We start from the raw sequence: 26,485 nt of genomic DNA, 5'->3' as shown, positions 1-26,485 counted from the left end.
TCGGTAAATTGGAAAGCATCGGATATCTAGCGAGGCCACCATGTCCATCCCGGTTATCAACGCGCAGGCGGTCACGATTCCGGTTCGCTACGAGGACAGCTGGCAGGACGGCTTCGGCGCCCGCGGCTGGAAGCTGGACGTCGCCGGGCTGGGCGCCGACGTGATTGCCGCAACTCCCTATTGCGGGGATCGCATTCCGACCTCGGTGTTTGTCCATGACATCGTCGACCATCTCCTGTGCGGTTTCAGTCTGTCCGGTTACGTCGACGAGGCCGCGGCCCTGATCCAGCTCTCCCTGCGAACCCACTCTGACCCCGTCCCGGACTATCAGCAGATGGTCGACGAAGATCTGATCCCGGGGCTTAGCCAGCACGATGACTGGGTCGAGCTCCTGCCGGCCTCGCTCAACGTCTCCCCCGAGAGCGTCGGGGACCCCGGCCTCCTCCTGAACGAGCTTCGCGACAAGCTGGGTGACGGGGCCCTGCGCGCCCTGCTGACCGCCGGGTTCGTCCGCGAAGGCTGGAAACGAGCGGAAGATGCCCGGCACTACTGGGAGGGGCTTGGCCTGCGTTATCCGGACCGCGGCACGACCGCCCTGGCACTACAGGAGCTATTCGAGTGGATGGATGCCACGGTGCGCGAACAACTGTGGATGCACGCGACTGGACAATTCCTGATCCATCGCGAGCACGTGACCTTCCGGTTTTCCCGGCCTGAGGGCGCAGGGCATCGGTCAGTAAATGTCGCTTCCGGTCATTGAAGCCGACCCACAAGACCGCAGATCTGCGCCCAGGCATCACGCCTGCAGGTCAAAGTGCGATCCGAGGTGCTCGTTGGAGTTGGACTGCACCGAGCCGTCGGGCATGAAGGTCTGGCCCATGTCCGCTTCGTCGTCCGGATCGGCGTCCATCTGGGGGGCATCGTCGGCCTGCGGGGCCCCGTTGACCTGGCCGCCGGCCAGCGGCATCGCGGTGGCCTGCGTCGGCGGCGTCGCATTAAGGCCCTGGGGCGCGAATGCCGCCTCGTGTGCCGACGGGGCCTGTGTGGTGGACGCCGGCTGGGCCACATGTGGGGAAGTCGAGACGGCCGCGCCCTGTCCATTGACCTGACCGTTCGCCTGCGCTTGCGTGGCGGCCTGGGCCTGCTGTGCCGGCTGTGCGTGCGCCGCCTGCCCAGCCTGCCCGGCCTGCGCCGGTCGGTGGCCAGCCTGCCCGGCGTTGTTCGGGCTTTGCGCCGAATGGACCGGCCGCGCCAGCGCCGCCTGATTCATTCCGATGCCGTCGATCATGAGGTGCTCCCGGTTTTCGTTGCACCCGGCACCCAAGCAGCGACCATGCCAGAACACTGGTGTTTTCCGTGAAGGGCGCCATGAGGCGCTCCCCGGGCGCCCGCCCCATGTCGCTGCCTTGTCCGGTGCGGCAAGCACGATCCGCCCGCCAGCAAGGGTGTTCCGGTCAAACCGGCCCTATTCGCAACCGATATCCTCGTGCCAGAGGTCCGGGTGTCGTTCGATAAACGCGGCCATCAGCTCCTGGCAGGCGGCGTCCTGCAACACATCGACCTGCACGCCGTGCGAACGCAGCCAGTCCTCCTCTCCCATGAAGGTGGCGTTTTCCCCGACCACCACACGCGGGATGCCGTACAGCACGATCGCCCCGCTGCACATCGCACAGGGCGAGAGCGTCGTGTAGAGCGTGCACTCGCGGTAGATGCTCGCCGCCTGGCGTCCGGCGTTCTCCAGGGCATCCATCTCGGCATGCAGGATGGCGCTGCCGTTTTGCACCCGCCGATTGTGTCCGCGGCCGACGATGCGCCCGCCGTGCTCGATGACCGAACCGATCGGGATACCCCCTTCATCCCAGCCGGTTCGTGCCTCGTCCAGGGCTGCTTCCAGAAAAGGATTCATGACATTCGTCCGGGTTTGTTCGAGAACTGATTGTGTAGACTCATGGACTGAGGTGCGAATTCGGCGCCAACCACCCTCCCCTTGACGGGCTCGATACGAGAGACTTTCCATGCGCCGCCGCATCATCGGCATCCCTGTCGGTATCCTCCTGGGCGTCGCGCTCGCCTTCGTGCTGGCAAACGTTGCCCTGTTCAACCTCCTCCCGAAACCCGACCGAGTGAAGGCCCCGGTGGCCATCGACTACGGCACCTCGGACAGTGCATTTCGCCGCGGAATGGGGCTCACGCTGCAGCAGCCGATTGTCTCCGGCAACGCGCTGGAGCTGCTGCGCGACGGCGAGGCCATCTACGACGCCAAGATCGAGGCCATCGAAGGCGCTGAACAGACGGTTACCTTCGAGGTATACGAGTTCTGGGGCGAGCAGGCCGCCCGCTTCGCCGAGGCCTTCGCACGCGCGGCGGAGCGCGGGGTCAAGGTTCATGTGGTGATCGACTACGTGGGCTCCGTGCTCGCGGATCAGGAAAAGTTCGACCGCATGACCGAAGCCGGCGCGGAAGTCGTGCGCTGGCGCGAGCCCTCCTGGTATCAGATGTCACGTTTCAACCACCGTACGCATCGAAAAATTCTGGTGGTGGACGGCAGAACCGGATTCATCGGCGGCGCGAACATCGCGGACACCTGGGTGCCCGCCGAGGACCACGAGCCCTACCGCGACAACCACTTCCGTGTCACCGGGCCCGTTGTGGGCAACTTGCAGGCGGCATTCATGGAGACCTGGCTGGATGCCAAAGGCGAACTGAAGCTGGGCGATGCGTATTACCCGGAACTCGAGGACGAAGGTGAGCTGGATGCGCAGGTCGTCAACAGCGCCCCGCGCGAGGGCCGTCATCGCATTCGCAAGATGTCCCTGCATGCCCTGGCAGCAGCCGAGGACCAGGTGACCATTGCGACGGCGTACTTCTATCCCGACCCGGACTTTCTCGATGCGCTGACCGACGCGGCCGACCGCGGCGTTCGAATCCGCGTGCTCATGCCGGGCGACAGCATCAACCACGGTTTCGTACGACATGCCTCCGTGAATCGCTGGAGGCCCATGCTGGAGGCCGGGGTCGAGCTGCACGAATACCACCCGCGGATGTATCACTCCAAGCTGATGAGCGTGGACGACCGCTGGGCCAGCATCGGCTCGGCCAATCTGCACAACCGCTCATTCCGCCTGAACGACGAAACCAATCTGAACATCTATGACGAAGACTTCGCCCGCTCGATCCGGGAACTGATCGAGGAAGACAAGGCCGAGGCCGAGCGGATGACGATCGAGGCCTGGGAAAACCGGCCCTGGAAATACCGCATCTACGGCTGGATCGCGCGCATCATCGGGCCGTACATGTAGCGGCCCCGAGCCGGAGCCGGCCTTTTCAGTTGGCGACGGGCCGGGCGCCACCCTCGGCATCGATCTCCACTACCAGCATGTCGCCCGCGCCGATGCTGCGACCGGACAGTTCCATGATGTTCGCACGATGCGTGACATACACCGCCGGCCCCGCATCGCGCGCAAATGCCTCCGCAAGATGCTGGTGCCAGGCACGCATGCGGCGCTCCTGGTCGGGTTCATTGGTGCGGAAGATCGAGCCCAGCGCATCGAGGATCTCCGGCTCGCCGAAGCCCAGCAGGCGCGCCGTATCCGCATTGCGGCACCACGGGCCGGCAAATACGCGGATCTCGGCCAGTCCGGCGGCGCGCAGACGTTCACCAAGCTCGCGCGCCTGGTCACGGCCCAACTCGGAGAGGTTGCGCTGGGTTGTGCAGTCCTCGAGATCGAAACCCGGAGGGTCCCCGATACCTGGCGCCGCGGCATGCCGCATTAACAGGATCCGGTGGGGCTCCTGCAACTGAGCAACAATGACGTGCTCCGCAGCCAGTTCGTCCGCCCAAACCGGTGTGCCAAACAGACACCCCACTACCAGGGCCAACCCAAGCAGCAGCCGTTTCACAGTTCCGATTTCCTCCGCTACACCACCGCGCGACTCCACCATGCAGAGCCATCACCGCCGCCGGACTAATCGGGGCGGCAGAGCCCGTCACCACAGCGCGACCGCCAGCGTCGACGCGCAAACCCGTTATAGACCCGATCCATCAGGCGCACCACGTGCGGCACGCGCGACAGCACCCGCCCCAGCAAGCGGTAGTACGGCAAATGCCGCCAGACGACGACAAACGCCCAGGCCCCACTGTGGATCTGTCCCTGGGCGTCGACCACATGCATACGCCGCATCGCCGCATCCCAGTCGATGCGCCACGCCTTCAAGGGTGCCGCGTCGGCGTGGATATCCTGCCAGTCCACGCGACCGGCCTTGTCCAGCCGCCGGTAGTGGCCGATCTCGCGCCGACAAAGTGGGCAGCCGCCATCGAAAAAGACGATGGGGCGCCGCCCGGATAACGAATGGTCAGGCATGGCCGACCGGGCCCAGGTATTGATATTCGGCCTCCGGCAGCGAGCCCAACGCACGTTCTACCACGTCGCGCGCCAGATCGCGGGTCATCTCCGGATGTGCCGGGATCATGTCGGTGCGCACGGCGAGCGCCATTGCCAGCGCCTGCAGCACATCTCCATTGCAGGTGTCGCCCAGCAGTGCAATCTCGTGATCCAGGGTCTCGACCAGCCGGTCCAGCAACTGCTGGACACGCACGGCGGACCCGGTCTCGGGATGCAAACGAAACTCGAAGGAAACGGCCTCTCCACTGGGGGTGGTATACCGATAGGGCATCACGTCCATGGGTCTCTCCTTCTTGTTCGTGTGGATCGGATGGTATCGCCAGGCCGAACGGCGGCTTAGGCTTACGTGGTTGGGCCACGCATGACGGAAACAGTTCAACCAGGAACGAGTTTCCCCGTCGGTCAAGATGGGGTCTGCATCGTTACTGGGCTTTACCGTATCAGACCACACTGACGGGATACTCGATCGAACCGCGAGTCGCGGTATTCTTGACCTCGATGAATATGGGACTGCACTTACACGCAGGGTGGCACTGATGGCCCGTCGACGACGCGGACCGATTACCCGTCTGCTACGCGCACTGACCTGGCTGCTGGCCGGGACGCTCACACTCGCGGTCACATTCGCGCTCGGCCTGATCGTGCTGTTCGCCAAGGTCAACCCGCCCTATGGCATGGCCATGGTCGTCGCCACGGACTGGCAGACCGCATCCCGCCTACGGCCGGAATGGCAGCGCCTGGACGACCTTCCGCGTCACCTGATGCTGGCCGTGATCGCAGCGGAAGACCAGCACTTTCCGGTACATCGCGGCTTTGACTGGGGCTCCATGCGCCAGGCGGTAGACGACCACATGCTGCACGGCCAACGCCTGCGCGGGGCCAGCACCATCAGCCAGCAAACGGCCAAAAACCTGTTCCTGTGGCACAAGCGCTCCTGGGTCCGCAAAACGCTGGAGGCCGGATTCACGGCCGGTATGGAAACCATCTGGCCCAAGCGCCGCATCTTCGAGGTCTACCTGAACCTGGCCGAGTGGGGTCCGGGCATCTACGGGATCGAGCACGCCGCCCAGCACTACTTTGGCGTATCCGCGCGCGAACTGGACCGCCACCAGTCCGCACGCCTGGCCGCGATCCTCCCCAGCCCGGGCAGCTACAACCCGGTCAACCCCGGCCCGCGCCTCAGCCAGCGGATCGCCTGGATCGAGCGCCAGATGAACCAGCTGGGCATCGCCTGGCTGGACCCCATGCTGCTGGAATAGCCCCTGCGCTCGCTCCACGGGCGTGAAAATGCCCTGGTGTTTCCCTAGACTACGTTCCTCCGCTGTCGCACGGATGCTCGCACTGGCGTCCTCCTGGCGACCCGCGAACCCCGTCCAAACCCGAGGTCCGCCCGTGTCCCCCAGCCGCTTTTTGCGTCGCCCCTTCTTCCTCCTCCTCACCCTCTTCTCGCTGTTGCTGCTCATGCCCCTGGGGACCGTTCAGGCCCAGGGGGGTGGCGATGGAGGTGATCTGCATGACGCGCTGATCGAGGCACTGGAGAACGAAGAGGCACGCGAACGCCTGCTCGAGACACTGCGGGCCGAACGTACCGGGGACGACGAGAGTACGGCAGACGATGAGGCGGCGGTCGACACCGACGAACTCACGTCGATCCCGCGCCAGATCGCCCAGTTCACCCAATCGCTGGCCGAAGGCACAGTGCAGGAGATTCGGGCCCTGAACGAGATCGCCGTGGATATTGGCGACAAGCTGAGCTCGATCGACCCGGTGGTATTCGGCGCGGGGGTGCTGGACCTGGCGATCCTGATTGTCCTGACGATCGCCGCCTTCCTGATCCTGCGGCGTCTTGGCAGCCCGATGTTTGCGGCGCTGGATCGCTGGGTGATCAACTCGCCGGAGCAGTACCACCTGCTGCGCGCACTCCCCGCCGTACTCCTGGCCGCACTGATCGATTTCCTGATCGTGATCCTGGCCTGGGTCGGGGGTTATGGCCTCGCGCTCTTTGTGCTCGGCGAGTCCGGAGAGATGCTGACGCGGCACTCGCTGTTCCTCAACGCCTTCCTGCTGATCGAGGTCACCAAGGCGGCCCTGCGCCTGATCTTCGCCACGCGCTACCGGGGCCTGCGGCTGCTGCCCATGGCCGGCGACGAGGCCGCCTACTGGAATGCCTGGCTGGCACGCCTGGTCACGTACATCGGCTACGGCCTGCTGCTGCTGGTGCCGCTGGCCAACAATCATCTCTCCAGCGAGGCCGGGCGCTCGCTGGGGCTGCTGGTCATGCTGACCGCTTTCCTCTACGCGGCGGTCATCATCCTGCAGAACCGCCAGCGCGTGCATGACCGCCTGATCCTGGTCGCCAATCGTGCCGGATTCGCCTTCACGCGCATGACGCTGACCTTCCTGGCGAACGCCTGGCACTGGATCGCGCTGATCTACTTCCTGACCCTGGCAATCGTCAGCATCACCCGCCCGGAAGATGCCCTGCCCTTCATGGCCAAGGCCACCGGACAGACGGTACTGGCCGCATTCATCGGGGTCTTTGTCGCCAACGTGCTCAGCCAGATCATCGGCCGCGAGATCCGGGTTCCGGACGAGACTCGCATGAAGTTCCCGATGCTCGAGGCACGCCTGAACTCGTACATCCCCAAGGCGCTGAAGACGATGCGCCTGGTGATCCTGCTCATCGTGCTGGCAGTGATCGCAGATGCCTGGGGCGCGTTCAATCTCGGCGCCTGGATTGCCTCCGATACGGGCATGTACGTGCTCGGCACTGCGATCTCGGTCGCCCTGATCCTGATCGGTGCCCTGGCCATCTGGCTCGTGTTCGCCAGCTGGATCGAACACCGCCTGAGCCCGAATACCGGCGAGGGCGAGCCCGGGGCGCGCGAGAAGACCCTGCTGACCCTGTTCCGCAATGCGGTCGCCGTCGTGCTGGCCGTGATGACCGCCATGATCGTGCTGGCCGAGATTGGCGTGAATATCGGCCCGCTGCTGGCCGGCGCCGGCGTGCTCGGCCTGGCGGTTGGCTTCGGCGCACAAAAGCTGGTGCAGGACATCATCACCGGGGTGTTCATCCAGCTGGAGAAAGCCATCAACACCGGGGACGTGGTCACGGTGGCCGGCATGACCGGCGTGGTCGAGAAGCTCACGATCCGTTCCATGGGCCTGCGTGACCTGTCCGGCACCTATCACCTGATCCCGTTCTCGTCGGTGGATGCCGTCTCCAACTACATGCGCGAGTATGGCTATCACGTGGGCGAGTACGGCGTGGCCTATCGCGAGGACATCGACGAAGTGATCGTGCGCCTGCGCGAGGCCTTCGAGGAACTCAAGGAAGATCCGGACCAGGGTCCGAACATCCTCGACGAGATGGAGGTACACGGCGTGACTGCGCTGGCCGACAGCTCGGTCAACGTGCGCATCCGCATCAAGGCGCTGCCCGGTACGCAGTTTGGCCTGGGCCGCGCGTTCAACCGCCTGGTGAAGAAGCACTTCGACGCCGCCGGTATCGAGATCCCGTTCCCGCATCAGACCATCTACTTCGGTCAGGAAAAGGACGGCAGCGCTCCGCCCGCGCACCTGCGTCTCAGCCAGGAGCAGGGTGAAGACACCGACGACGGTCGCGACTACTCGAAAGACCAGCGGGCCCGCCCCAATCCGAAGCACAAGGGCGATTACGACGAGGCCGAGGACTGAGCGAGACAGGGCCGGTGTACGGATTCACGCGGACGACTTCCCCCGAAGGGGAAGTCGCGCCATGATGAAGGCATGCGACTGCTGATTCTGCTCGCACCGCTCGTGCTGCTTCTGGCCTGGGCACCGAGCTGGTGGGTACGCCAGACGATGAGGAAGTACAGCCAGCCGGAGGACCGCTACGACGGGACCGGCGCCGAGCTTGCGCGTGACCTTCTGGATCGCCATGGCCTGCATCACGTGCGCGTCGAATCCACCCGCGATGGCGACCACTACGATCCCTTCGATCGCGCGGTGCGGCTGTCGGAGGACAACCACGACGGTCGCTCGCTCACCGCGATCACGGTGGCTGCGCACGAGGTCGGGCACGCGGTGCAGCACGCTCAGGACTACCCGCCCCTGCGCATGCGCAGCAACCTGGTCTGCCTGTCTCGCTACGGACAGCAGATCGGGGCCTGGCTAATGGTCGCGATCCCCATCATCACGCTGATCGCCCGGCATCCGGCACCGGGCATCCTGTTCTTCCTGGCCGGGATTCTGTCGATGGGGATCGCCGCGCTGGTGCACTTCGTCACCCTGCCCACCGAGTTCGACGCGAGCTTTCGCCGCGCCCTGCCGATGCTGCGCCGGGGCAATTACCTGCACCCGCCGGACTATCCCCATGCCCAGCGCATCCTGAAGGCCGCGGCCTACACCTACGTCGCCCAGTCCCTGATGAGCCTGTTGAACATCGCGTCCTGGTTCCGCTTCCTGCGGCGGTAGCGCATGGACCGCTGCCCGCTGTGTACCGCACCTCTGCGCCCGTTCTTCAGCCGCGGGGTGCGCGACCCTTCGCCCGGGGACTACCAGCGCTGCAGGGGCTGCTCGCTGATTGTCCTGAAGCACCGTTACTGGCCCACCCTCGCATTCGAGCGCGAGTACTACCAGACACACGAAAACCGGCCGGACGACCCCGGGTATCGGCGGTTTCTGGGCCGCCTGCTTGCACCGCTGGAGGCGCACTGCCCGCCACCGGCGCAGGGCGTGGACTGGGGCTGCGGCCCCCATCCGGTACTGGCGGACATGCTGTGTGCGCGCGGCTACTCCATGCAGACCCATGACCCCGTATTCGCACCTGACCGTCCCGAAGCCCGTGCATGCTTCGATCTCGTCACCTGTACCGAGGTTCTCGAGCACCTGCATGACCCGATCGCCATCCTTGGCGAGATGGCCACCCTTCTGCGCCCCGGCGGCACGATTGCGATCATGACCGGCTGGCCGCCCCCCGCGGCGGCCTTTCATCGCTGGCACTATCGCCGCGACCCTACCCACGTGGCCTTCTACGGGCCCGACACCCTGCGCTGGATCGCCGCGCATCTTGGCTGGGCGATCCACCTGCCGGCACCGGACATTGCGCTTTTTCGCATCCCGGAGCCCCAGGGAAACGAAAAACGAGAAGCCTGCAACGAAATCCAGGGTGCCCCGGAAACCTCGGCTCGCGCCTGTTAAGCTGTTGTTAAGTCGCCACGCACTAAGCTTCCCACCGTACTTTCACGAGGAGAGTTGTTATGACGAACCGTTCCCGGCCTCTCGCCGGTTTGATTGCCGCCGCCGCGCTTGCGCTCGCCAGTCCGCTGGTGATGGCCCAGGGCATGGGTCAGGAAGGCATGGGCCAGCAGGGGCAGCAGGAAGGCGGGGCCAACCCGCAAATGGAAATGCAGCAGCTGCAGCAGACCCTGGCCGAGACCCAGCAGCAGGCGATCGAGAACAACCCTGATCTGGAGCGCAAGGGCGAAGAGCTTGAGAACCTGGTGCTCGACAAGATGGAAGAGGCCGGTTACCAGCCCCGCCAGGATCTTGAAACCCTCGAAGGCGCCGAAGAACGCCTGCGCGACCCGGACCTGAGTGCCGAAGAGCGCCAGCAGGTAATCCAGTCCGAAGAGGTCCAGCAGGCGCAGATGAACCTGCAGGAGGCCCAGCAGGCCGTCGCGCAGGACGAGGAGGTCATCTCCGCTCAGGAATCGCTGCGCGAGGACCTGATGGCCGCGATGCGCGAAGAGAATCCGGACATCGATGACATCATCGCGCGTCTGGAAACCCTGCAGCAGGAAATGCAACAGGGCGGAAGCCCGGGCATGGCACCCCCGCAGTAAGCCACGCTGAAGCATACGCTGGAAGGCCCCGGTCGCCGCTGGTGACCGGGGCTTTTTTGTGCAGGGTTGGGCGCTCCAGCGAGTGCGATATATACCCTAAAGGCTATATATCGTATTGAATGCCTTTGATAGAAGAAAATAAGCCGACCTTCTATAATCTTCCCTCCCCTGACTGCGCCCGGCCCAACCCCGGGCCAGAGATGGCTGCCAATCACGTGACGACGGCCCTGGCAGCCATACAGCCCGGGTGCGCCAGGCACGCGGGATCGCTCGACTAGCCGTCGTCTTCGTCACGAACAGGCCAAGCGAGTACCGCCATGAATTCGATCCTGCTGCGCATCTTTCCGTTCCTGAGCTGGCGTCCCACCAAGGAAACGCTCAACGCGGATCTGATTGCGGGGATCTCGGTGGCCCTGGTCCTGATCCCGCAATCCATGGCCTATGCGCAACTGGCCGGTCTGCCTCCGGTGTACGGGCTCTATGCCTCGCTGCTGCCGGTGATGGTGGCCGCGCTGTGGGGTTCCTCGAATCAGCTCGCCACCGGCCCGGTGGCAGTGGTATCCCTGCTCACGGCATCGGCCCTGGTGCCGCTGGCGGCCGAGGGCTCATCCGAATTCATCATGCTGGCGATTGCGCTCGCCCTGATCGTGGGCGTAATCCAGCTGGTCATGGGCCTGTTCAAGCTGGGCGCGCTGGTCAGCTTCATCTCGCACCCGGTGATCGTCGGCTTTACCAACGCCGCCGCGATCATCATCGGGCTGTCCCAGATCAACAAGCTGCTGGGGGTACCGATCGACACCTCCGGCCACTTCCTTCTGGGTCTTTGGGGTGTCGTGCTGGAGCTGGGGCACACCCATTGGCCCACCCTCGCCTTCGGCCTGGGCGCGATCGCGCTGATGGTCGGCATGAAACGCGTCGCCCCGAAGATTCCGGGCGTGCTGGTCGCGGTGGTTGTCACCATCCTGGTCTCCTGGCTGATCGGGTACGAGCGCAAGGCCGACACGACGCTCGCACAAATTGCGCCTGGCGAGCTGGTCGAACTCGCCCAGCAGATCGAGGAGAAGCAGGGACAGGCGGCCAATCTGGATGACCGCGTGCGCGAACTGGAACTCGAGATTCAGGAGGCGGCCCGTGGCGATGCACCGGCCCTGCGCTTCGAGCAGGAGCAGGCCGCACTGCAGCGCGATGAACTGCGCGCCGAGCTCGCCCCACTGCGCGACGAGTTGCGCAACACAACGTTGCGCCGACTCCCGGCGACGGACGACGAACCCGAGCGCTTCATCGCCGATGACCACATGACGGATGCCGAACGCGAACGCGCCGAGCGCACCTCGTGGCGGATCGAGCAAGTGGACGGCGATGAGGTCTCGCTCAATGGTGGCGGCGCTGTCGTGGGCAACGTACCCCAGGGTCTGCCGTCAATCTCCGCACCAGAGATCACCTTCGGAACGATCACCACGCTCCTGACCACGGCCTTCGTGATCGCGCTGGTCGGCTTTACCGAGGCCATTGCGATCGCCAAAGCCATGGCCGCGCGCACCGGCCAGCGTCTGGACCCGAACAAGGAGCTGATGGGACAGGGCCTGGCCAACATCGCCGGCGGCTTTACACAGGGCTACCCCGTCAGCGGTTCGTTCTCGCGCTCGGCGGTCAACCTCAATTCGGGTGCTCGCACCGGCCTGGCCTCGGTATTTACAGCCGTGCTTATCGGGATCGCATTGCTCTTCCTGACGCCCCTGATCTACCACCTGCCGCAATCGGTACTGGCGGCGATCATCATGATGGCCGTGGTCGGGCTGATTAACTTCAAGGCAATCAAGCACGCCTGGGTGGCCAACAAGCATGACGGGGCGGCCGCGGTGGTCACCTTCATCGCCACCCTGGCGATGGCCCCGAATCTCGACTACGGCATCTTGATGGGTGCCGGTCTGGCCATCGTGCTGTACCTGTACCGCACCATGCAACCGCGCGTATGCGAACTGGCCCGCTACGACGACGGGACGCTTCGCGAGGCCCAGCGCTACGGGCTGGAGACCAACGAGAAGGTCGGCCTGATGCGCTTCGACGGCTCGCTGTACTTCGCCAACGTCCCCTACTTCGAGGACGCGGTACTGGACCTGGTCGCGCGCCACCCACAGGCCAAGTATCTGATCGTGGTGGGCAAGGGCATCAACGAGATCGACGCCTCCGGCGAGGAAGTGATCCACCAGCTGGTGCACCGCCTGAAGGCGCGCGGCATCACCCTGGTCTTCGCCGGCGTGAAGGCACAGGTCCTGGAGGTGATACAGCGCACCGGGCTCGAGGACATTATCGGCAAGGACAACATCTTCAAGTCCACCGACCACGCGGTTAAGGAGATCTCCGAACGCGTGGGTGAGCCAATCAAGTGATCGCGAAAGCCCACGCCACGGACGGCGAAAAGGGCTGCACCCACCGGCGTCAATCGCTACACTGAGCAGGTTACGAACCCAAGAGGAGTTGACCCGTGTCCCGAGACCAGATCGTTCGCTCGAGTCGCAATCCGTCCAGCACCGGTTCCATCAGCGAGACCATCTCGACCAACAAGGTCATCCGCCAGACCTACATGCTGCTGTCGGTGACGCTGGCATTCAGCGCCGTGATGGCCTTCGTGGCGATGGCTGTGGGCGCCCCGGCGGTGCACTGGCTGGTCCTGCTGGCGGTCCTGATTGGCGGCCCGTTCGCCATCCATGCCGCTCGCAATTCCGCGCTCGGACTGGTGCTGACCTTCGCCTTCACCGGCGTGCTGGGCTTCTTCCTCGGCCCGATCCTGAGCATGTACCTGGGCCTGCCCAACGGGCCGCAGATCGTCGGCAATGCCTTTACTGCCACGGCGGTCGCCTTTGTCGCGCTGTCCGGCTATGCCCTGGCCACCAAGAAGGACTTCAGCTTCCTGGGTGGCTTCCTGGTGGTCGGCCTGATCGTCGCCCTGCTGGCGATCGTCGCGAACATCTTCCTGGCGATCCCGGCGCTGTCGCTGACCATCTCGGCGGCCGTGGTGCTGCTGCTGTCGGCGGCGATCCTGTTCGACACCAGCCGCATGATCCACGACCCGGAGGCCAACTACATCATGATGACGGTCTCGCTGTACGCGAACCTCTATGTGATGTTCCTCCACCTGCTGAACCTGTTCCACGCCTTCATGGGCGACAACTAACAGTCGCAGGCCGACAGGCAAGCGATTCGGGCCCCGCGATGCGGGGCCCTTTTGTTGGGAAACACTGATCAATGTACACGCTCGCGTTGGTACCCCAGGTTTTCCGCGGCAAGCCGCATCGTGCAGTCGGTAGTGGTCCTATCCGCAAGCGTCGCAACACCGTTTCACCTGGTAAACGCCATGACTGAACTGCGACACGGGGTATTTCTCGACCTGTCCACGGTGGATCGCGACGACCTGGACCTCACCCCCCTGCGCGAGGCCCTTCCCGAGTGGGACCTGCACCCGCGCACGGACCCCGACGAGATCGCCGCCCGCGTCGCCAGTGCCGAGGTTGTGGTCACCAACAAGGTGGTGCTCGACGAGTCGCTGCTGGCCACGGCCGCAAACCTGCGGCTGGTCTGTGCCGCGGCCACCGGCACCAACAATATCGATGTCGCCGCCGCGAACCGGGCGGGCATCACCGTCAGCAATGCCCGCGACTATGCGACAGACTCCGTGGTACAGCATGTCTTTGCCCTGCTGCTGACGCTGGTCACGCGGCTGGACGACTACCGCGCCGATATTCGCGCCGGCCACTGGAGCGCCTCCGATCAGTTCTGCCTGCTGGATCACCCGATCCAGACCCTGGCGGGCATGCGCCTGGGCATCATTGGCCATGGCGTACTGGGCCAGGCCACGGCACGCGTCGCACGGGCCTTCGGCATGCAGGTTCAGGTGGCCGCAAGCCTGCGCAAGGCGGTACCCTCGCCTGCGGATGACCCGGATCGAATCCCGCTGCCCGAGCTCCTGGCGACCAGCGACGTGGTCAGCCTGCATTGCCCGTTGTCCCCCGAAACCCGCCACCTGATCGACGACAACGCGCTGCGGCAGATGCCTCCGGGGGCGATCCTGCTCAACACCGCCCGTGGCGGCCTGGTCGATCCCGAGGCCCTCGCGCGGCATTTGCGAGCAGGCCACCTGGGCGGTGCCGGCATCGACGTCCTGGAGCCCGAGCCCCCACCCGCGGACCACCCCCTGCTGGCAGCGGACATCCCGAACCTTGTGCTGACGCCACATACGGCCTGGGCGGCCCGCAGTGCCCGTCAGCACGTGATCGAGGAGGTAGCAGCCAACATCCGCTCTTTCGCCCAGGGACAGCCCCGCCATGCCGTCAGCTGACCCATCCCGCACCGACCACGAACTGATCGCGCGGATCGAGGCGCTGGAAGTTCGCCTGGCGCATCAGGAATACACCCAGGAAGAGCAGGCCCGCGTCCAGCACGAGCTCCAGCAGGACAACCAGGAACTGCGCCGCCAGCTCCAGTGGCTCCGCGACCGGTTGCGGGAACTCGAGGACCAGGGTGGCGGCCCCGGAGACGGCAACGAGCCGCCTCCTCCGCACTACTGACCGTGACCCTTCAAGTCCGCGCAGAACCCGGGCAGGAGGCCCGAGGCCGGGAGATCGACCACTACCTGCAAGGCCACGGCTATCGTCACCTGGGCGAGGCGCCCCTGGTACTGGAGGTCGGCGCGGACGGGCTGTCGCTGATCCGCGAGGAGGGTCGACGCGAACTGCGTCTGCATCTGGACTTTGCCACCGGCCGTCAGGGGTATCGTCTGGCCCATAGCGGGCATCAGCGAGAGGGCCTGATCCGGGCCTTGGGCAACATCCCGCGAGACAGCCATGTGGTGGACGCCACCGCCGGCCTGGGGCGCGATACGCTGCTGCTGGCCGCGCACGGCTTCCGCGTGGATGCCTGGGAACGCCACCCGGTCGTCTACCTGCTGCTGGCGGATGCCCTGCAGCGCGCCGCCCATGACGAGGCGCTGGCCCCGATTGTCGAGCGCATCACGCTGCACGCGGGCCTGGCCACGCCAGCGACCCTGGGCACACCGCCCGTCGCCGCCGTGTTCGATCCCATGTTTCCGGAGCGGGCCAAGCGCGCCGCGGTCAAGAAGGACATGCAGCTGACCCAGGCCCTGATGGAGGGCGCCCCGGACCCCGACCCGGAAACCACGCTGCAGCGTCTGCGCGAGGCGGCCACGCGGCGGGTCGTCGTCAAGCGGCCCCTGCATGCCCCTGCCCTGGGTCCCGACACGCCCCAGGGCAGCGTCCGGGGCAAGAGCGTACGCTTCGACGTCTACGCACCCGCTGCGCAATCCTGAATCCGACCCGCGGGACCCACGCCCGCCTCACCGGTCACGAACCACCCAGAATCAGCCTGTCGTCTCCGGAGAAACGGTACTCGGGGATCGGCAGATTGCGCCGGGCGTCCTGCCCGTCATACACCCGTCCGGCGGCGTCATAGCGGCCCCCACGGCAGCGATCGACGAACCCGCCGGACCAGTCGTCCGCCGCGTCCGGGCGCACCAGATCCAGCTCGCAGCCGAGATCGGTGCTCTCGCCGATCACGACCAGCCACTCCGGCCGCAGACTGCGCAGCGGCAGTTCCAGCCCGTCTGGCTGCTGGCCCCGGCGGGCGCGCGGATCGACCAGCTCGTCATCTTCACCCAGCGCCTGTTGGAGGGCCGGGTCACGGTGCAGCACCAGGATGCGCCGCCCCTCCCAGTCCAGCCGCTTGAGCTGGCCGGGAGCGATCGTATCCAGCTCCACGACGCGGCGCTCGGTCTCCCCGCCCCCCAGCATGGACAGGGCGTAGCTCGCAAGGACACCGGCGAACATCACCACCCCGCCCAGCACCATCAGCTTCATCAGGACGCGGATCCGTATTCGATTCAGGCTTTCGCCCGCGGGCTGCATCGTGAGTACCCCGGTCTGTAAAGAATGTGCTTTGCGCCTGGCCGGCGTGCCTCTACACTACGCGCATGACTACAGCCAGACGCTCCGGACGCCGCCACTACATCGGCATCCACAATGACTTGTACGGCGGCATGACGCCGGTCGGCAATATTATCCGCGATGCCTGGGTCTTCGGCTTCCTGCCGGAGACCGAGACCTGCGAGGGGTGGGACCTCGGGCGCATCCAGCAGCTCCACGACCAGGTCAACGCCGAGTGGGACAAGTACGACCTGCGCATCGCCAACCTCCCGCCCGAGCTTCGCGAGCGCCACACGCGCATCCACGATGCAGCGATCGAGCGTGCCCGCGAGCACGGCTGGATCCCCGGGAAGGACTACGACAGCGAGATGGGCGACGACGCCTAGCCCTAGGGAAACACTGATGCCAGGTACGGAGACCGAGCCGATGATCCGCGCCCTAGTCGTGATCGGGGCCCTGCTCGCCGCCATCGCGGTGGTGCTCGGTGCCTTCGGCGCACATGCCCTGCAAGAACGATTGTCCGAGCGCGCGCTGGCCACCTGGGACACCGGCGTCCAGTATCACTTCATCCATGCCCTCGCCCTGTTGCTACTGGCAGCGCTGTGGTCGCACCTGGCCAGCGGCTGGGCCACCGCCAGCGCCGTCGCCTTCGTGCTTGGCATCCTGCTCTTTGCCGGCAGCCTGTATGCCCTGGCACTGGGCGCCCCGCGCGTACTGGGAGCCATCGCACCTCTGGGCGGCACCGCCTTCATCCTCGGCTGGCTGAGCCTGGCGCTCGCCGCCTGGCGGGCGTAGCAAGACATTTGCAAACCCGGACAAAGCCAGACTTGGCTTTTCTCAGCGCATCCAACATTTATACTGCCTGCGCCACAAGCATTGACTGAACCGAGAGACCCATGAGCCAGCCCTCCTTCGCCGTATTCGCCGAACAGACCCTCGACGAGATCTACAACCGCCTGAGCGACCAGGACGGTCTCGACGACCTGGACATCGACCTGATCGACGGTGTCCTGACCCTCGAATTCGAGGACGGGGCGCAGATGATCCTGAACCGCCAGGAGGCTGCGCAGCAGATCTGGCTGTCCTCGCCCGAGGGCCCGGCTCACTTCGGCTACAACGAGGACGAAGATGCCTGGCTGGATGACCGTAACGGGGACGACCTGCACGAGACCGTGGCCCGCGTGATCGGGCAGAAGCTGGGCGTACGCGTCGAGCTCTAGGGAGACGCTGATTGAATCGCACGTCCGCGCTCGAGTCGCTTTTGCGTGCGAACAAGGCGCGGTGACTGCCGTGCAGTCATTCTGCACAAAGGAGCCGCAACGCCGTTCCCGCGCCCGTTTTTGATCAACAACGGGCGGCCGAGCCCCTGCTTTCAATAGCTTGTGGGGTTGGTGCCCCCTGTTCCCCGATCCTGCGTTGCGCCCCGCATTCATCAAAAACGGGCGGGTAGAACCACTACCCGCTACACGACGCGCCTTGTCTCGGAAAACAGGGGGCACCAACGCGGACGTGCGATTAAACCAGCGTCTCCCTAGTCTCGGCCCGACCGGCCGTCTTCACCCTCCTGCGACGACGCCTCCGGAGATCCCTCCTCATCCAGCGCCCGCAGGTGGGCCTCCAGCTCCGCCAGCACCGGATGCGGCCGGTCCTCTTCCAGCGCGTTGTCCAGTGCCCGGGTCGCTTCCAGCGCCTGGGGGTCCCCTCGCAGCGGCATGCGCGCGATCCCCAGCGCCAGCATGCGGAACTGGCGAAACACCAGGTAGCTGACGGTCGCGGTGATCAGCGCCGCCCACATCTGCTCCTGAAACCAAAGCCAGACGGCGATCCCGTAGCCGCTGAAGGTCAGCACAAAGATCCCCAGCGCGACACGATGAGCGCGGGCCACAATGGCCTCCAGCACATCGCGATTGCGCACGACGAAGTCACGTTCGAAATGCATGCAGTTCGGTCCTCGGCCGCCTAGGGAAACGCTGATTCATGTACACGCTCGCGCTCGAGTCGCTTTTGCGTGCGAACAAGGCGCGGTGACCGCCGTGCAGTCATTCTGCACAAGGGAACCGCAACGCCGGGCGCGCGCCCGTTGTCATCAAAAACGGGCGGCCGAGCCCCTTGGGGTTGGCACCCCCGGTTCCCCGATCCTGCGTTGCGGCCCTTGCCGGTAGAACCGCTACCGGCTGCGCACCGCGCCTTCTCTCGGAAAACCGGGGGTGCCAACGCGAGTGTGTACATGAATCAGCGTTTCCCTAACGGCTATGGTTGCTGGGCGCGCCAGCGTTCGAAGGTCGGATAGTCCTCATAGCCGCGCGTGAGCACATAGTCCATCACGTTGCGCAGCCGGTTCAGGTGCACGACCGAATCAATGCGGATGATCTCCTCGCCCGTCTCGTCGAAGAAGATCAGAGTCGGCGCCCAGTGCACGTCCAGTTCCGCCGCCCAGTCGCGCGGGTTGGTTCGTTGACCGTCCGGGGTCAGTACCGGCGTGTCACTGTCCTCGGCGTCCAGCTGGACGGCATCCATCAGGGCGATGCGGTCCAGCACCTCGTCTTCCTGCAACGGCTCGGTATGCAGGATATCGCAGGCATGGCAGGCCTCGCGCTCGAAGAACACCACCAGGGGCCGTTGCGCGGGGATCTTGCTGCGATCCAGCGCATAGGGCTCGTTGACAAAGAAGTCGCGCTCGTTGATGTCGTCCGTGTCGAACTTGGGCGGAGGGTCGGCGCGGTCGAGATAATCACGAAAACTCATTTCGCGGTCGTGACGCTCCGTCACGAAGTCGAGCAGCGCGCGGAATCGATACGGCGGGTAGTATCCCCGCATCTGGTGGATGCGTTCGCCGTCAGCATCATAGAAAGCAATTGAAGGGGTGAAGTTAAGCCGCTGTTCCGAGGCATATTCGCGTTCGAATTTGACCTCCCCGTCCAGCCCGGTCACCTCGCGGTCGCCGAGCACGTCGATCGCCACCACATCGAAGTTGTCCGACAGCTGCGCGCGAATGTCCTCTTTCTCGAAATTCACCTCGAACAGCTGTTCGCAGTACGGGCAGTCGTCCATCCCGTAGTACACGGCCAGCCCCTGCTTGCCGCGCTCCACGGCACGTTCCAGGTCCTCCGGCAGATCGAGAAAGCTCAGCTCGAACCAGTCCGGTGCGTGCAGGCCGATGATCCGCGGTGAATCGTCGAAATCGAAGCCCTCCTCGATCTCGGCCTGCGCCCACAGCGGCCAGCAAAGCAGCAGCACCAGCAGACTGACGAACGCAGTTGGCTTTCCGATTTGGCTCACATCCACCCCGCCTGAATCAACTTACTGTTCAGACGGCGGTTTCAGGACCGAGGTTCCACCGAGATAGGGACGCAGCCGCTCCGGGACCGTGATCGAGCCGTCGGCCTGCTGGTGATTCTCGAGCAGGGCGACCAGGGCACGACCCACCGCGACACCGGACCCGTTGATGGTATGCACCAGCTCGGGCTTGCTGCCTGCTTCCGGACGGAAGCGGGCCTGCATACGCCGCGCTTGGAAGGCCTCGAAATTGGAGCACGAGGAGATCTCGCGGTAGGCCTGCTGGCCCGGCAACCAGACCTCCAGGTCATAGGTGCGCGCGGCCGCAAAGCCCATGTCGCCGGTACTCAGCAGCATTACGCGATAGGGCAGCTCCAGTGCCTGCAGCACCGTCTCCGCGTGCCCGAGCAGCTCTTCCAGGGCCGCGCCGGACTGTTCCGGATGCACCACCTGCACCAGCTCCACCTTCTCGAACTGGTGCTGGCGGATCAGGCCGCGCACGTCACGCCCGTAGCTGCCCGCCTCCGAGCGGAAGCACGGGGTGTGGGCGGTCATCTTCAGCGGGAGCGCGCCGGCCTCGAGGATCTGCTCGCGCACCAGGTTGGTCAGCGTGACCTCGGCGGTCGGGATCAGCCGGAAACGCTGGTCGCAGTCCACCGAGAACAGGTCCTCATCGAACTTGGGCAGCTGGCCCGTCCCCTCCAGGGACTCCGGATTCGCCAGGTACGGGACATAGGTTTCCTGGTAGCCATGCTGCTGGGTGTGCAGGTCGAGCATGAACTGGGTCAACGCGCGGTGCAGACGCGCCATCTCGCCGCGCATCACCACGAAGCGGGAGCCGGCCACGCGTACCGCCGCCTCGAAATCCAGCCAGCCGCCGGGCAGGCCCAGGTCCACGTGGTCGCGGGGGGTGAAATCGAACTCGCGCGGGGTGCCCTCGCGGCGCACCTCGACGTTCGCCTCCTCGTCCTTGCCGACGGGCACGTCCTTCTGCGGCAGGTTCGGGATGCGCATCAGCAGCGCGTCCAGCTCCTGCTGCACGCCATGCAGGTCGGCCTCGCACTGCTTGAGTTCATCACCCAGACGACCGACCTCGGCCTTCAGGGGCTCGATATCCTCGCCCCGCGCCTTGGCCTGCCCGATCCCCTTGGAGCGGGTATTACGCTCGTTCTGGAGTTCCTGGGTACGAACCTGAAGGTCCTTGCGCCGCGCTTCCAGCGTCTCGAAGCGCTCGCGGTCGAGCTCGAAGCCGCGGCTGGCCAGGGCCGCCACGGTCGCGTCCAGGTCCTGGCGCAGACTGCGAATATCCAGCATGTCGGTAATCCGTTCACAAACGACCGGGAAGTCTACGGTCGCGGCCGCGCCCCGTCCATGGCCGGGCCGTCAGGCCCGTCCGGCCTCAGCCGCGTGACGCAGCGGCATTCCAGCGACGCCCCTGCACGCTACCCAGCCATACGCCCGCCAGCCACAGCACCAGGGATACGGACACATACAGCGCCGCACGTCCGGGATCGCCCGTCTCCAGCAACCACAGGCTCTCCAGGCTGAACACCGAAAACGTCGTAAAGCCCCCGCAGAAGCCGGCCAGGACAAACTGGCGGCTCACCGGATCGGCGGGCCGGCAACCCTCCGGGGCACTGATCACGGCGTAAAGCCCAATCAGCCAGGAGCCGGCCACATTCACCGCCAGCGTGTCCCAGGGAAACCCGGTTCCCATCAGGTGCAGCCCGGTCCACGACAGGCCATAGCGCGCCATGCTGCCCAGCGCGGCCCCCAGGGCGACGAACGCGGACAGGCGCAGCGAGTAGCCCGTCATGCCGCACCACCCGCGACGCGGCCCAGCGCATGGCCGATATACACCAGCGCCAGCCCACCACCCAGTGTGAGCAGGACGTAGGCGATCGCCGGGCGCCAGCCGTCGCGTTCCGCGATACCCACCGTCTGAAGGCTGAACGAGGAGACCGTGGTGAAACTGCCGAGCACCCCCACCACCAGCAACAACCAGAGCCAGCGCGCTCCGAAGGGGTCCGCCACCAGCCCGATCGTCACGCCGATCAGCAGCGCGCCCGAGGCGTTCACGACCAGCGTCCCCCACGGGAAACGGCCTCCGGTGCGGTTATCAATCCACTGCGACAGCCAGAAGCGCGCCAGCCCTCCCAGCGCGCCCCCTGCCCCCACCAGCACAAGGCCCTCCCACCAGTCGATCATGACGGCATTGTCTGTGCCCGCAGTCGGCCTGTCGAGCATTTGCATTCGGCGCACCGATTCAGCGCCCTCCGCGGATCTGTTCAAATACAACTTGGCCATGCTTCGGCACACGCTAGTGCGCCTGTTCATCGACAAGCCCTGACACATCGCCTTTCCCGGCGCATGATTAGGACAACCGGAAGCAATGCACAGCCGCCATCCGTCAGGGATACACATGAGCGATCGCGAACCAGACCGCGACTGGCACAGCCGGGGCGTCGACCAGACCCTGGATGCCCTTGGCACCAACGCTGACGGCCTGGATAGCGAAACCGCCCACCAGCGGCTGGAAAAACACGGGTACAACCGGCTGCCCCAGCCGCCACGCCGTGGACCGCTGATGCGCTTTCTGGGGCAGTTTCACAACATACTGATCTACGTACTGATCGCCGCAGCCGTTGGCACAGCGCTCCTTGGTCACTGGCTGGATACTGGCGTAATCCTCGGGGTGGTGCTGATCAATGCCACCATCGGCCACATCCAGGAGGGCAAGGCCGAAAAGGCCCTCGAAGCCATCCGCGGGATGCTCTCGCCCCAGGCGCAAGTCCTGCGGGAGGGGCAACGCCGCAGCATCCCCGCCGAGAAGCTCGTCCCCGGCGATATCGTCTATCTGCAGGCCGGAGACCGAGTCCCGGCTGATCTGCGCTTGATCGGGGCGCACAATATGCGGGTCGACGAGGCCACGCTGACCGGCGAGTCGATCGCCAGCGACAAACAGACCGACCCCGTGGACAGCGACGCCGATCTTGGCGACCGTCAGTCCATGGCCTACTCCGGGACCCTGGTCGCCTTCGGCCAGGGGCGCGGCGTAGTGGTGGCCACGGGCGCCAATACCGAGATCGGCCGCATCTCCACCCTGCTTGGCGAAGTGGAGAGCGTCACCACTCCGCTGCTTCAGCAGATCGCCCAGTTTGGCCGCTGGTTGTCAGTCGCGATTGGCGTGCTGGCGGCACTCACCTTTGCATTCGGCTTCTGGGTGCGCGACTACGACCTGGTAGAGACCTTTCTCGCTGCAGCCAGCCTTGCCGTTGCGGCGATTCCCGAGGGACTGCCAGCGATCATGACCATCACCCTGGCGATCGGGGTTCAGCGGATGGCTGCCCGTCACGCGATCATCCGCCGCCTGCCGGCGGTCGAGACCCTGGGCTCGGTTACCACCATCTGCTCGGACAAGACCGGCACCCTCACCCGTAACGAGATGACGGTAAAGAGCATCATCACCACCCAGGCAGAGTACGAACTGGGCGGGGTGGGCTACGAGCCGCACGGCGGGGTCACCCGCGACGGCCAGGAGGCCGATCCGGAGACCGATCCCCTGCTGGCCGAGACCTTGCGCGGCATCCTGCTGTGCAACGACGCCGAGGTCTATCTCAAGGGCGACCAGTGGACCATGGAAGGCGACCCGACCGAAGGCGCCCTGATCACCGCGGCGATGAAGGGCGGGCTGGAGCCGAAGCTCGTGAACAAGGAATTTGTGCGCGACGACGTGATCCCGTTCGAATCATCCTACAAGTTCATGGCCACCCTGCACCACGATCATGAGGGGCACGCCTTCCTCTTCCTCAAGGGCGCGCCGGAACGCGTACTGGCGCTGTGCAGCCACCAGCGCACCGACGATGAGGATGAGCCGCTGGACACCGAACACTGGCAGCAGTGGATGGATGATGTCGCCTCCCGCGGTCAGCGCCTGCTCGCTCTCGCTACCAAACGCATGGAAAGGCACTGCCGAGAACTCGAGTTCGGCGACATCGAGAACGGAGGCCTCACCCTGGTTGCTGTCTGCGGAATCATCGACCCTCCGCGAGAAGAGGCAATTGAAGCGGTGGCTCACTGTCAGAGAGCCGGGATCCGCGTGAAGATGATCACCGGCGATCACGGCGTCACCGCACGGGCGATCGCCGACGAACTGGGCATCAGCACCGAAGGCGGTGTCGTGGTCGGCCACGAACTGGACGACACCTCGGACGATGACCTCCAGGCGATGGTCCAGCGGGTCGACGTATTTGCCCGCACCACACCGGAGCACAAGCTGCGGCTCGTTCGCGCGATTCAGAGCCACGGCGACGTGGTGGCAATGACCGGTGACGGCGTAAACGACACCCCTGCACTCAAACGCGCCGATGTTGGCGTGGCCATGGGGCTGAAGGGTACCGAGGCCGCACGCGAGGCCTCCGCAATGGTGCTGGCCGACGACAACTTCGTCTCTATCGCCAATGCGGTCGAGGAAGGCCGCACGGTCTATGACAACCTGAAAAAGGCGATCATGTTCCTGCTGCCCAGCAACGGGGGACTGGCCTTTACGATCGTCGCTGCCATTTTGCTGGGTCTGACCTTGCCGCTAACCCCGGTGCAGGTCCTGTGGGTCAACATGGTCAGTGCGGTTACCCTCGGCCTGGCGCTGGCCTTCGAACCGACCGAGCCGGGCGTGATGCAACGCCCTCCTCGCCCGCCCAATACGCCTATCTTGTCCGGCTTCCTGCTCTGGCGCGTCAGTTTCGTGTCCACCCTGCTGGTCGCCGGTGCCTTTGGCCACTTCCTGTGGCTGGAGCAGCAGGGGGCCGAACACGAGTTCGCCCGTACGGTGGCCATCAACACCCTGGTCATGGGGCAGCTGTTCTTCATGCTTACCAGCCGCTCTCTTCTGGCGCCCGCTCTCAGCCATGCAAGCCTCGTCGCCAGCCGACCGGCCCTGATCGCAATCGGGATCCTGGTCGTGCTCCAGAGCCTCTTTACCTATGCCCCGCCACTGCAACTCCTGTTCGGCACCACCGCCATCGGACCGCAAGAGTGGCTGCGCATCCTCGCGTTCGGCCTGATCCTCTTTACCCTGGTGGAGCTCGAGAAGGCCCTGTTGCGCCGCAGGGGCTTCAACCCGCACCAGTAAAGGAGCCCCGAGCCGGCAACCGGTCGCGGCCGCCCCCGTCCGCGACTGGCTCACGCCGGACAGCCCGCCGGGGCCCGCGTACGCCTCCCGTGATGAAGGGCCAGAGTTTGCAATCGGCCCACCTGTTTTGTATCCGGACGGCGTGTTTTTGGATATTTCTTTACCTATTATCCGGTACATCGAAGTCAACACCCCGACGGGCAGCCAACAGCGCCAACCAAGGTCGAGACAATGATCGAGACGCAGTGGCTGATCCCTCTCCTCCCCTTCCTCTCGGCATTACTCGTCCATCTGTTCGGTGCCCGACTCGGCAAACGGGTCGCACGGCTGAGCGTGGGCATCAACCTGCTCGTCGTGCTGGTGGCCGCTTTCCAGCTGATCGCCTACATCGCCAGAGACACAGGTCCGCAATGGACGGTCATGGCCGGCGGCTGGGGCAGTCTGCAGATCGACCCGCTGAGCGCGATCATGGCGCTGGTCGTCGCCGGCATCAGCCTGGTGGTCCACATCTATTCGATCCGCTACATGATCGAGGAGCCGGGGTACGCGCGCTTTTTCATGTTGCTGGATCTGATGACCGGCTCGATCCTGCTGATGGTCATGGCCGGCGATCTGATCACCCTGCTGGTGGCCTGGCATCTGATCGGCGTCTTTCTCTATTTCCTGCTGGCGCACAACACCGAACCCGTTAACGCGCAGCGCTACGCGTTCTGGACGTTCATTACCTATCGCCTGGGTGACCTGCCGCTGGTACTGGCCGCGATGGTGCTCTTCCAGGCCTACGGGGCGCTGGACTTCCCCACCCTGTTCGCCCGGATCGAAGCGGCGCCGGACGCCCGTACGTTCCTGGACCTGCCGGTGGCCGGAACCGTGGCCTTCCTGGTGGCGCTGGCGGCCTTTGCCAAATCCGCCCAGTTCCCGCTGCACACCTGGCTGCCCTATTCCATGGAGGGACCGACACCGGTTTCGGCATTGATGCACGCGGGTATCGTCAACGCCGGCGGCATCATCATCAATCGCTTCGCGCCGGTATTCGTCCACAGCAGCGAGGTCCTGCATCTGCTGTTCATCGTGGGCCTGTTCACGGCGGTACTCGGTTCGATGCTGATGCTCGCGCAGAACGACATCAAGAAGTCGCTGGGCTATTCCACCGTGGGCCAGATGGGCTTCATGATCATGGAGACCGGTGCGGGTGCGTTCGCGCTGGCGATCTTCCACCTGATTGCCCACGGGCTGTTCAAGGGCACGCTGTTCCTGGGTGCCGGCAAGGTAATTGGCGCCGCGCGCAAGCACGACGGCGTGCCGAACGACCCGCTCTACGACTTTCTGGTCGAACGCAAGTCGGCCCCGGCCCGACTGCCATGGCTGTTGATCGGGGCTGCGATGCTGATCGTGCCGCTGGTGATCCTGGTGCTCGCACACTACTGGGTGGCCCCGGACTTCTTCCAGAAACAGGGCGCGATCGTGCTCCTGTTCTTTGGCTGGATCACGGGCGTCCAGGTGCTGTTCGCCACGCACCGGCTGGATACCGGCAATCCCTTGCGCATGATGGCCCTGATCGTCCTGTCATTCGCGGTGATCGTGGTCGGCTACAGCTTTGTCGGGCACAGCTTCGAGGGCTTCCTGTATCCGGATGCCGAGTTCCGCGAAGCGCTTTATACCGCGGCAGGCATCGATCAGATCACCTTCGGTGTACTGATCGCGCTGCTGGCGCTGGTCATGGTGGCCGGGTGGCTGGGCGCCTATCTGACCCACGTGCGCCGCCAGCGGGTCGACAGGGAACATGGACGCACCTGGCTGACGCTGTACTCGCTGTTCTCCCGCGAGTTCTACGTCGCCGAGCTCTACACTCGCATGACGGTCTCGCTGCTGGCGCTGTCCCGGCGCCTGAATCTCTGGCTGAGGTGGGGTTGA

At 65.2% G+C, this 26,485-nt stretch carries 28 protein-coding genes; 17 read left to right on the top strand and 11 right to left on the bottom strand.

Going from position 1 to position 26,485, the window contains the following annotated elements:
• The first annotated feature begins 40 nt into the window (after nucleotides 1–40).
• A complete protein-coding gene (locus F791_RS0100490; RefSeq protein ID WP_018139169.1) occupies nucleotides 41–760 on the top strand; it encodes a hypothetical protein in 720 nt (239 codons plus the stop codon).
• 36 nt (nucleotides 761–796) lie between these two features.
• Here the strand turns inward: F791_RS0100490 and F791_RS0100485 are convergent, their stop codons facing one another.
• Together F791_RS0100485 and F791_RS0100480 are read right to left on the bottom strand one after the other, a co-directional pair.
• Nucleotides 797–1,288, bottom strand: a complete 492-nt coding sequence (locus F791_RS0100485; protein WP_026296417.1) for a hypothetical protein — start codon at nucleotides 1,286–1,288, stop codon at nucleotides 797–799.
• A gap of 177 nt (nucleotides 1,289–1,465) precedes the next feature.
• On the bottom strand, nucleotides 1,466–1,906 hold the full coding sequence (locus F791_RS0100480; protein ID WP_018139171.1) for a nucleoside deaminase: 441 nt from the start codon (nucleotides 1,904–1,906) through the stop codon (nucleotides 1,466–1,468).
• 109 nt (nucleotides 1,907–2,015) lie between these two features.
• On the opposite strand from F791_RS0100480, the gene F791_RS0100475 reads away from it, so the two are divergent.
• Nucleotides 2,016–3,299, top strand: a complete 1,284-nt coding sequence (locus tag F791_RS0100475) for a phosphatidylserine/phosphatidylglycerophosphate/cardiolipin synthase family protein (RefSeq protein WP_018993608.1) — start codon at nucleotides 2,016–2,018, stop codon at nucleotides 3,297–3,299.
• 25 nt (nucleotides 3,300–3,324) lie between these two features.
• Here the strand turns inward: F791_RS0100475 and F791_RS0100470 are convergent, their stop codons facing one another.
• From F791_RS0100470 to F791_RS0100460, 3 genes are read right to left on the bottom strand one after another with little or no spacing between them, the layout of a single operon-like run.
• Nucleotides 3,325–3,942 carry a histidine phosphatase family protein gene (locus F791_RS0100470; protein WP_026296418.1) on the bottom strand — a complete coding sequence of 206 codons (618 nt, stop codon included), beginning with the start codon at nucleotides 3,940–3,942 and terminating at the stop codon, nucleotides 3,325–3,327.
• A 23-nt stretch (nucleotides 3,943–3,965) separates the two neighbouring features.
• The gene (locus tag F791_RS0100465) at nucleotides 3,966–4,361 is read right to left on the bottom strand and encodes a thiol-disulfide oxidoreductase DCC family protein (protein WP_018174454.1); all 396 of its coding nucleotides are present in this window, start codon (nucleotides 4,359–4,361) and stop codon (nucleotides 3,966–3,968) included.
• Nucleotides 4,354–4,683, bottom strand: a complete 330-nt coding sequence (locus F791_RS0100460) for a hypothetical protein (protein ID WP_018139175.1) — start codon at nucleotides 4,681–4,683, stop codon at nucleotides 4,354–4,356. Before F791_RS0100460 ends, F791_RS0100465 begins: the two co-directional genes overlap by 8 nt.
• A gap of 256 nt (nucleotides 4,684–4,939) precedes the next feature.
• Between F791_RS0100460 and mtgA the strand changes: the two genes are divergently transcribed.
• The 10 genes from mtgA to F791_RS0100410 all read left to right on the top strand — a co-directional run bounded on the left by mtgA (nucleotide 4,940) and on the right by F791_RS0100410 (nucleotide 15,551).
• Nucleotides 4,940–5,662: a monofunctional biosynthetic peptidoglycan transglycosylase gene (mtgA, locus tag F791_RS0100455; protein ID WP_018139176.1), complete on the top strand. Its 723-nt coding sequence runs from the start codon at nucleotides 4,940–4,942 to the stop codon at nucleotides 5,660–5,662.
• 133 nt (nucleotides 5,663–5,795) lie between these two features.
• Nucleotides 5,796–8,099: a mechanosensitive ion channel domain-containing protein gene (locus F791_RS0100450; protein ID WP_018993610.1), complete on the top strand. Its 2,304-nt coding sequence runs from the start codon at nucleotides 5,796–5,798 to the stop codon at nucleotides 8,097–8,099.
• Nucleotides 8,100–8,171: 72 nt separating this feature from the next.
• Nucleotides 8,172–8,858 carry a zinc metallopeptidase gene (locus F791_RS0100445; protein WP_018139178.1) on the top strand — a complete coding sequence of 229 codons (687 nt, stop codon included), beginning with the start codon at nucleotides 8,172–8,174 and terminating at the stop codon, nucleotides 8,856–8,858.
• Nucleotides 8,859–8,861: 3 nt separating this feature from the next.
• A complete protein-coding gene (locus F791_RS0100440) occupies nucleotides 8,862–9,584 on the top strand; it encodes a class I SAM-dependent methyltransferase (protein ID WP_018993611.1) in 723 nt (240 codons plus the stop codon).
• Nucleotides 9,585–9,643: 59 nt separating this feature from the next.
• Complete coding sequence (locus F791_RS0100435) at nucleotides 9,644–10,228, top strand: hypothetical protein (protein WP_018139180.1); 585 nt, start codon at nucleotides 9,644–9,646, stop codon at nucleotides 10,226–10,228.
• A gap of 317 nt (nucleotides 10,229–10,545) precedes the next feature.
• Nucleotides 10,546–12,618, top strand: a complete 2,073-nt coding sequence (locus F791_RS0100430; protein ID WP_018649354.1) for a SulP family inorganic anion transporter — start codon at nucleotides 10,546–10,548, stop codon at nucleotides 12,616–12,618.
• 95 nt (nucleotides 12,619–12,713) lie between these two features.
• Nucleotides 12,714–13,403 carry a Bax inhibitor-1/YccA family protein gene (locus F791_RS0100425; RefSeq protein ID WP_018139182.1) on the top strand — a complete coding sequence of 230 codons (690 nt, stop codon included), beginning with the start codon at nucleotides 12,714–12,716 and terminating at the stop codon, nucleotides 13,401–13,403.
• Between the two features lie 180 nt (nucleotides 13,404–13,583).
• Entirely contained in the window at nucleotides 13,584–14,564 is a 981-nt protein-coding gene (locus F791_RS0100420; protein WP_018993612.1) for a D-2-hydroxyacid dehydrogenase, read from the top strand.
• A complete protein-coding gene (locus F791_RS13315) occupies nucleotides 14,551–14,793 on the top strand; it encodes a SlyX family protein (protein ID WP_081622241.1) in 243 nt (80 codons plus the stop codon). The genes F791_RS0100420 and F791_RS13315 overlap by 14 nt, the downstream gene beginning before the upstream one ends.
• Before the next feature lie 2 nt (nucleotides 14,794–14,795).
• Complete coding sequence (locus F791_RS0100410) at nucleotides 14,796–15,551, top strand: class I SAM-dependent methyltransferase (RefSeq protein WP_018993613.1); 756 nt, start codon at nucleotides 14,796–14,798, stop codon at nucleotides 15,549–15,551.
• A 34-nt stretch (nucleotides 15,552–15,585) separates the two neighbouring features.
• Here the strand turns inward: F791_RS0100410 and F791_RS0100405 are convergent, their stop codons facing one another.
• Nucleotides 15,586–16,146, bottom strand: a complete 561-nt coding sequence (locus F791_RS0100405; protein WP_026332989.1) for a ubiquinol-cytochrome c reductase iron-sulfur subunit — start codon at nucleotides 16,144–16,146, stop codon at nucleotides 15,586–15,588.
• Between the two features lie 131 nt (nucleotides 16,147–16,277).
• Here F791_RS0100405 and F791_RS0100400 point away from each other — a divergent pair, with 131 nt between their 5' ends.
• From F791_RS0100400 to cyaY, 3 genes are all read left to right on the top strand, one after another.
• Nucleotides 16,278–16,550, top strand: coding sequence for a hypothetical protein (locus tag F791_RS0100400; protein ID WP_018139187.1), 273 nt, complete (start codon nucleotides 16,278–16,280; stop codon nucleotides 16,548–16,550).
• Between the two features lie 16 nt (nucleotides 16,551–16,566).
• The gene (locus tag F791_RS0100395; protein ID WP_018993615.1) at nucleotides 16,567–16,959 is read left to right on the top strand and encodes a DUF423 domain-containing protein; all 393 of its coding nucleotides are present in this window, start codon (nucleotides 16,567–16,569) and stop codon (nucleotides 16,957–16,959) included.
• A 101-nt stretch (nucleotides 16,960–17,060) separates the two neighbouring features.
• Nucleotides 17,061–17,384, top strand: a complete 324-nt coding sequence (gene cyaY, locus F791_RS0100390; RefSeq protein ID WP_012982299.1) for an iron donor protein CyaY — start codon at nucleotides 17,061–17,063, stop codon at nucleotides 17,382–17,384.
• 311 nt (nucleotides 17,385–17,695) lie between these two features.
• Here the strand turns inward: cyaY and F791_RS0100385 are convergent, their stop codons facing one another.
• From F791_RS0100385 to F791_RS0100365, 5 genes are all read right to left on the bottom strand, one after another.
• Nucleotides 17,696–18,103, bottom strand: a complete 408-nt coding sequence (locus F791_RS0100385) for a hypothetical protein (RefSeq protein ID WP_018139189.1) — start codon at nucleotides 18,101–18,103, stop codon at nucleotides 17,696–17,698.
• A 311-nt stretch (nucleotides 18,104–18,414) separates the two neighbouring features.
• The gene (locus F791_RS0100380; RefSeq protein ID WP_018174444.1) at nucleotides 18,415–19,443 is read right to left on the bottom strand and encodes a thioredoxin fold domain-containing protein; all 1,029 of its coding nucleotides are present in this window, start codon (nucleotides 19,441–19,443) and stop codon (nucleotides 18,415–18,417) included.
• Nucleotides 19,444–19,464: 21 nt separating this feature from the next.
• Nucleotides 19,465–20,754 (bottom strand): serine--tRNA ligase, encoded by a 1,290-nt coding sequence (gene serS / locus F791_RS0100375; RefSeq protein ID WP_018649352.1) that lies wholly within the window; start codon nucleotides 20,752–20,754, stop codon nucleotides 19,465–19,467.
• Between the two features lie 85 nt (nucleotides 20,755–20,839).
• Nucleotides 20,840–21,256 carry a fluoride efflux transporter CrcB gene (crcB, locus tag F791_RS0100370; protein WP_018138819.1) on the bottom strand — a complete coding sequence of 139 codons (417 nt, stop codon included), beginning with the start codon at nucleotides 21,254–21,256 and terminating at the stop codon, nucleotides 20,840–20,842.
• Nucleotides 21,253–21,687 carry a CrcB family protein gene (locus tag F791_RS0100365; protein WP_018993617.1) on the bottom strand — a complete coding sequence of 145 codons (435 nt, stop codon included), beginning with the start codon at nucleotides 21,685–21,687 and terminating at the stop codon, nucleotides 21,253–21,255. Before F791_RS0100365 ends, crcB begins: the two co-directional genes overlap by 4 nt.
• Before the next feature lie 175 nt (nucleotides 21,688–21,862).
• On the opposite strand from F791_RS0100365, the gene F791_RS0100360 reads away from it, so the two are divergent.
• Complete coding sequence (locus F791_RS0100360) at nucleotides 21,863–24,571, top strand: cation-transporting P-type ATPase (protein ID WP_018993618.1); 2,709 nt, start codon at nucleotides 21,863–21,865, stop codon at nucleotides 24,569–24,571.
• A gap of 231 nt (nucleotides 24,572–24,802) precedes the next feature.
• Nucleotides 24,803–26,485 carry an NADH-quinone oxidoreductase subunit L gene (locus F791_RS0100355; RefSeq protein ID WP_018993619.1) on the top strand — a complete coding sequence of 561 codons (1,683 nt, stop codon included), beginning with the start codon at nucleotides 24,803–24,805 and terminating at the stop codon, nucleotides 26,483–26,485.

The sequence above is a fragment of the Thioalkalivibrio sp. ALRh genome (genome assembly GCF_000381425.1).
In the GTDB taxonomy this organism is placed as follows: domain Bacteria; phylum Pseudomonadota; class Gammaproteobacteria; order Ectothiorhodospirales; family Ectothiorhodospiraceae; genus Thioalkalivibrio.
The sequence above is the reverse complement of the archived record's forward strand: the minus strand, read 5'-3'. Positions and strand labels throughout refer to the sequence as shown.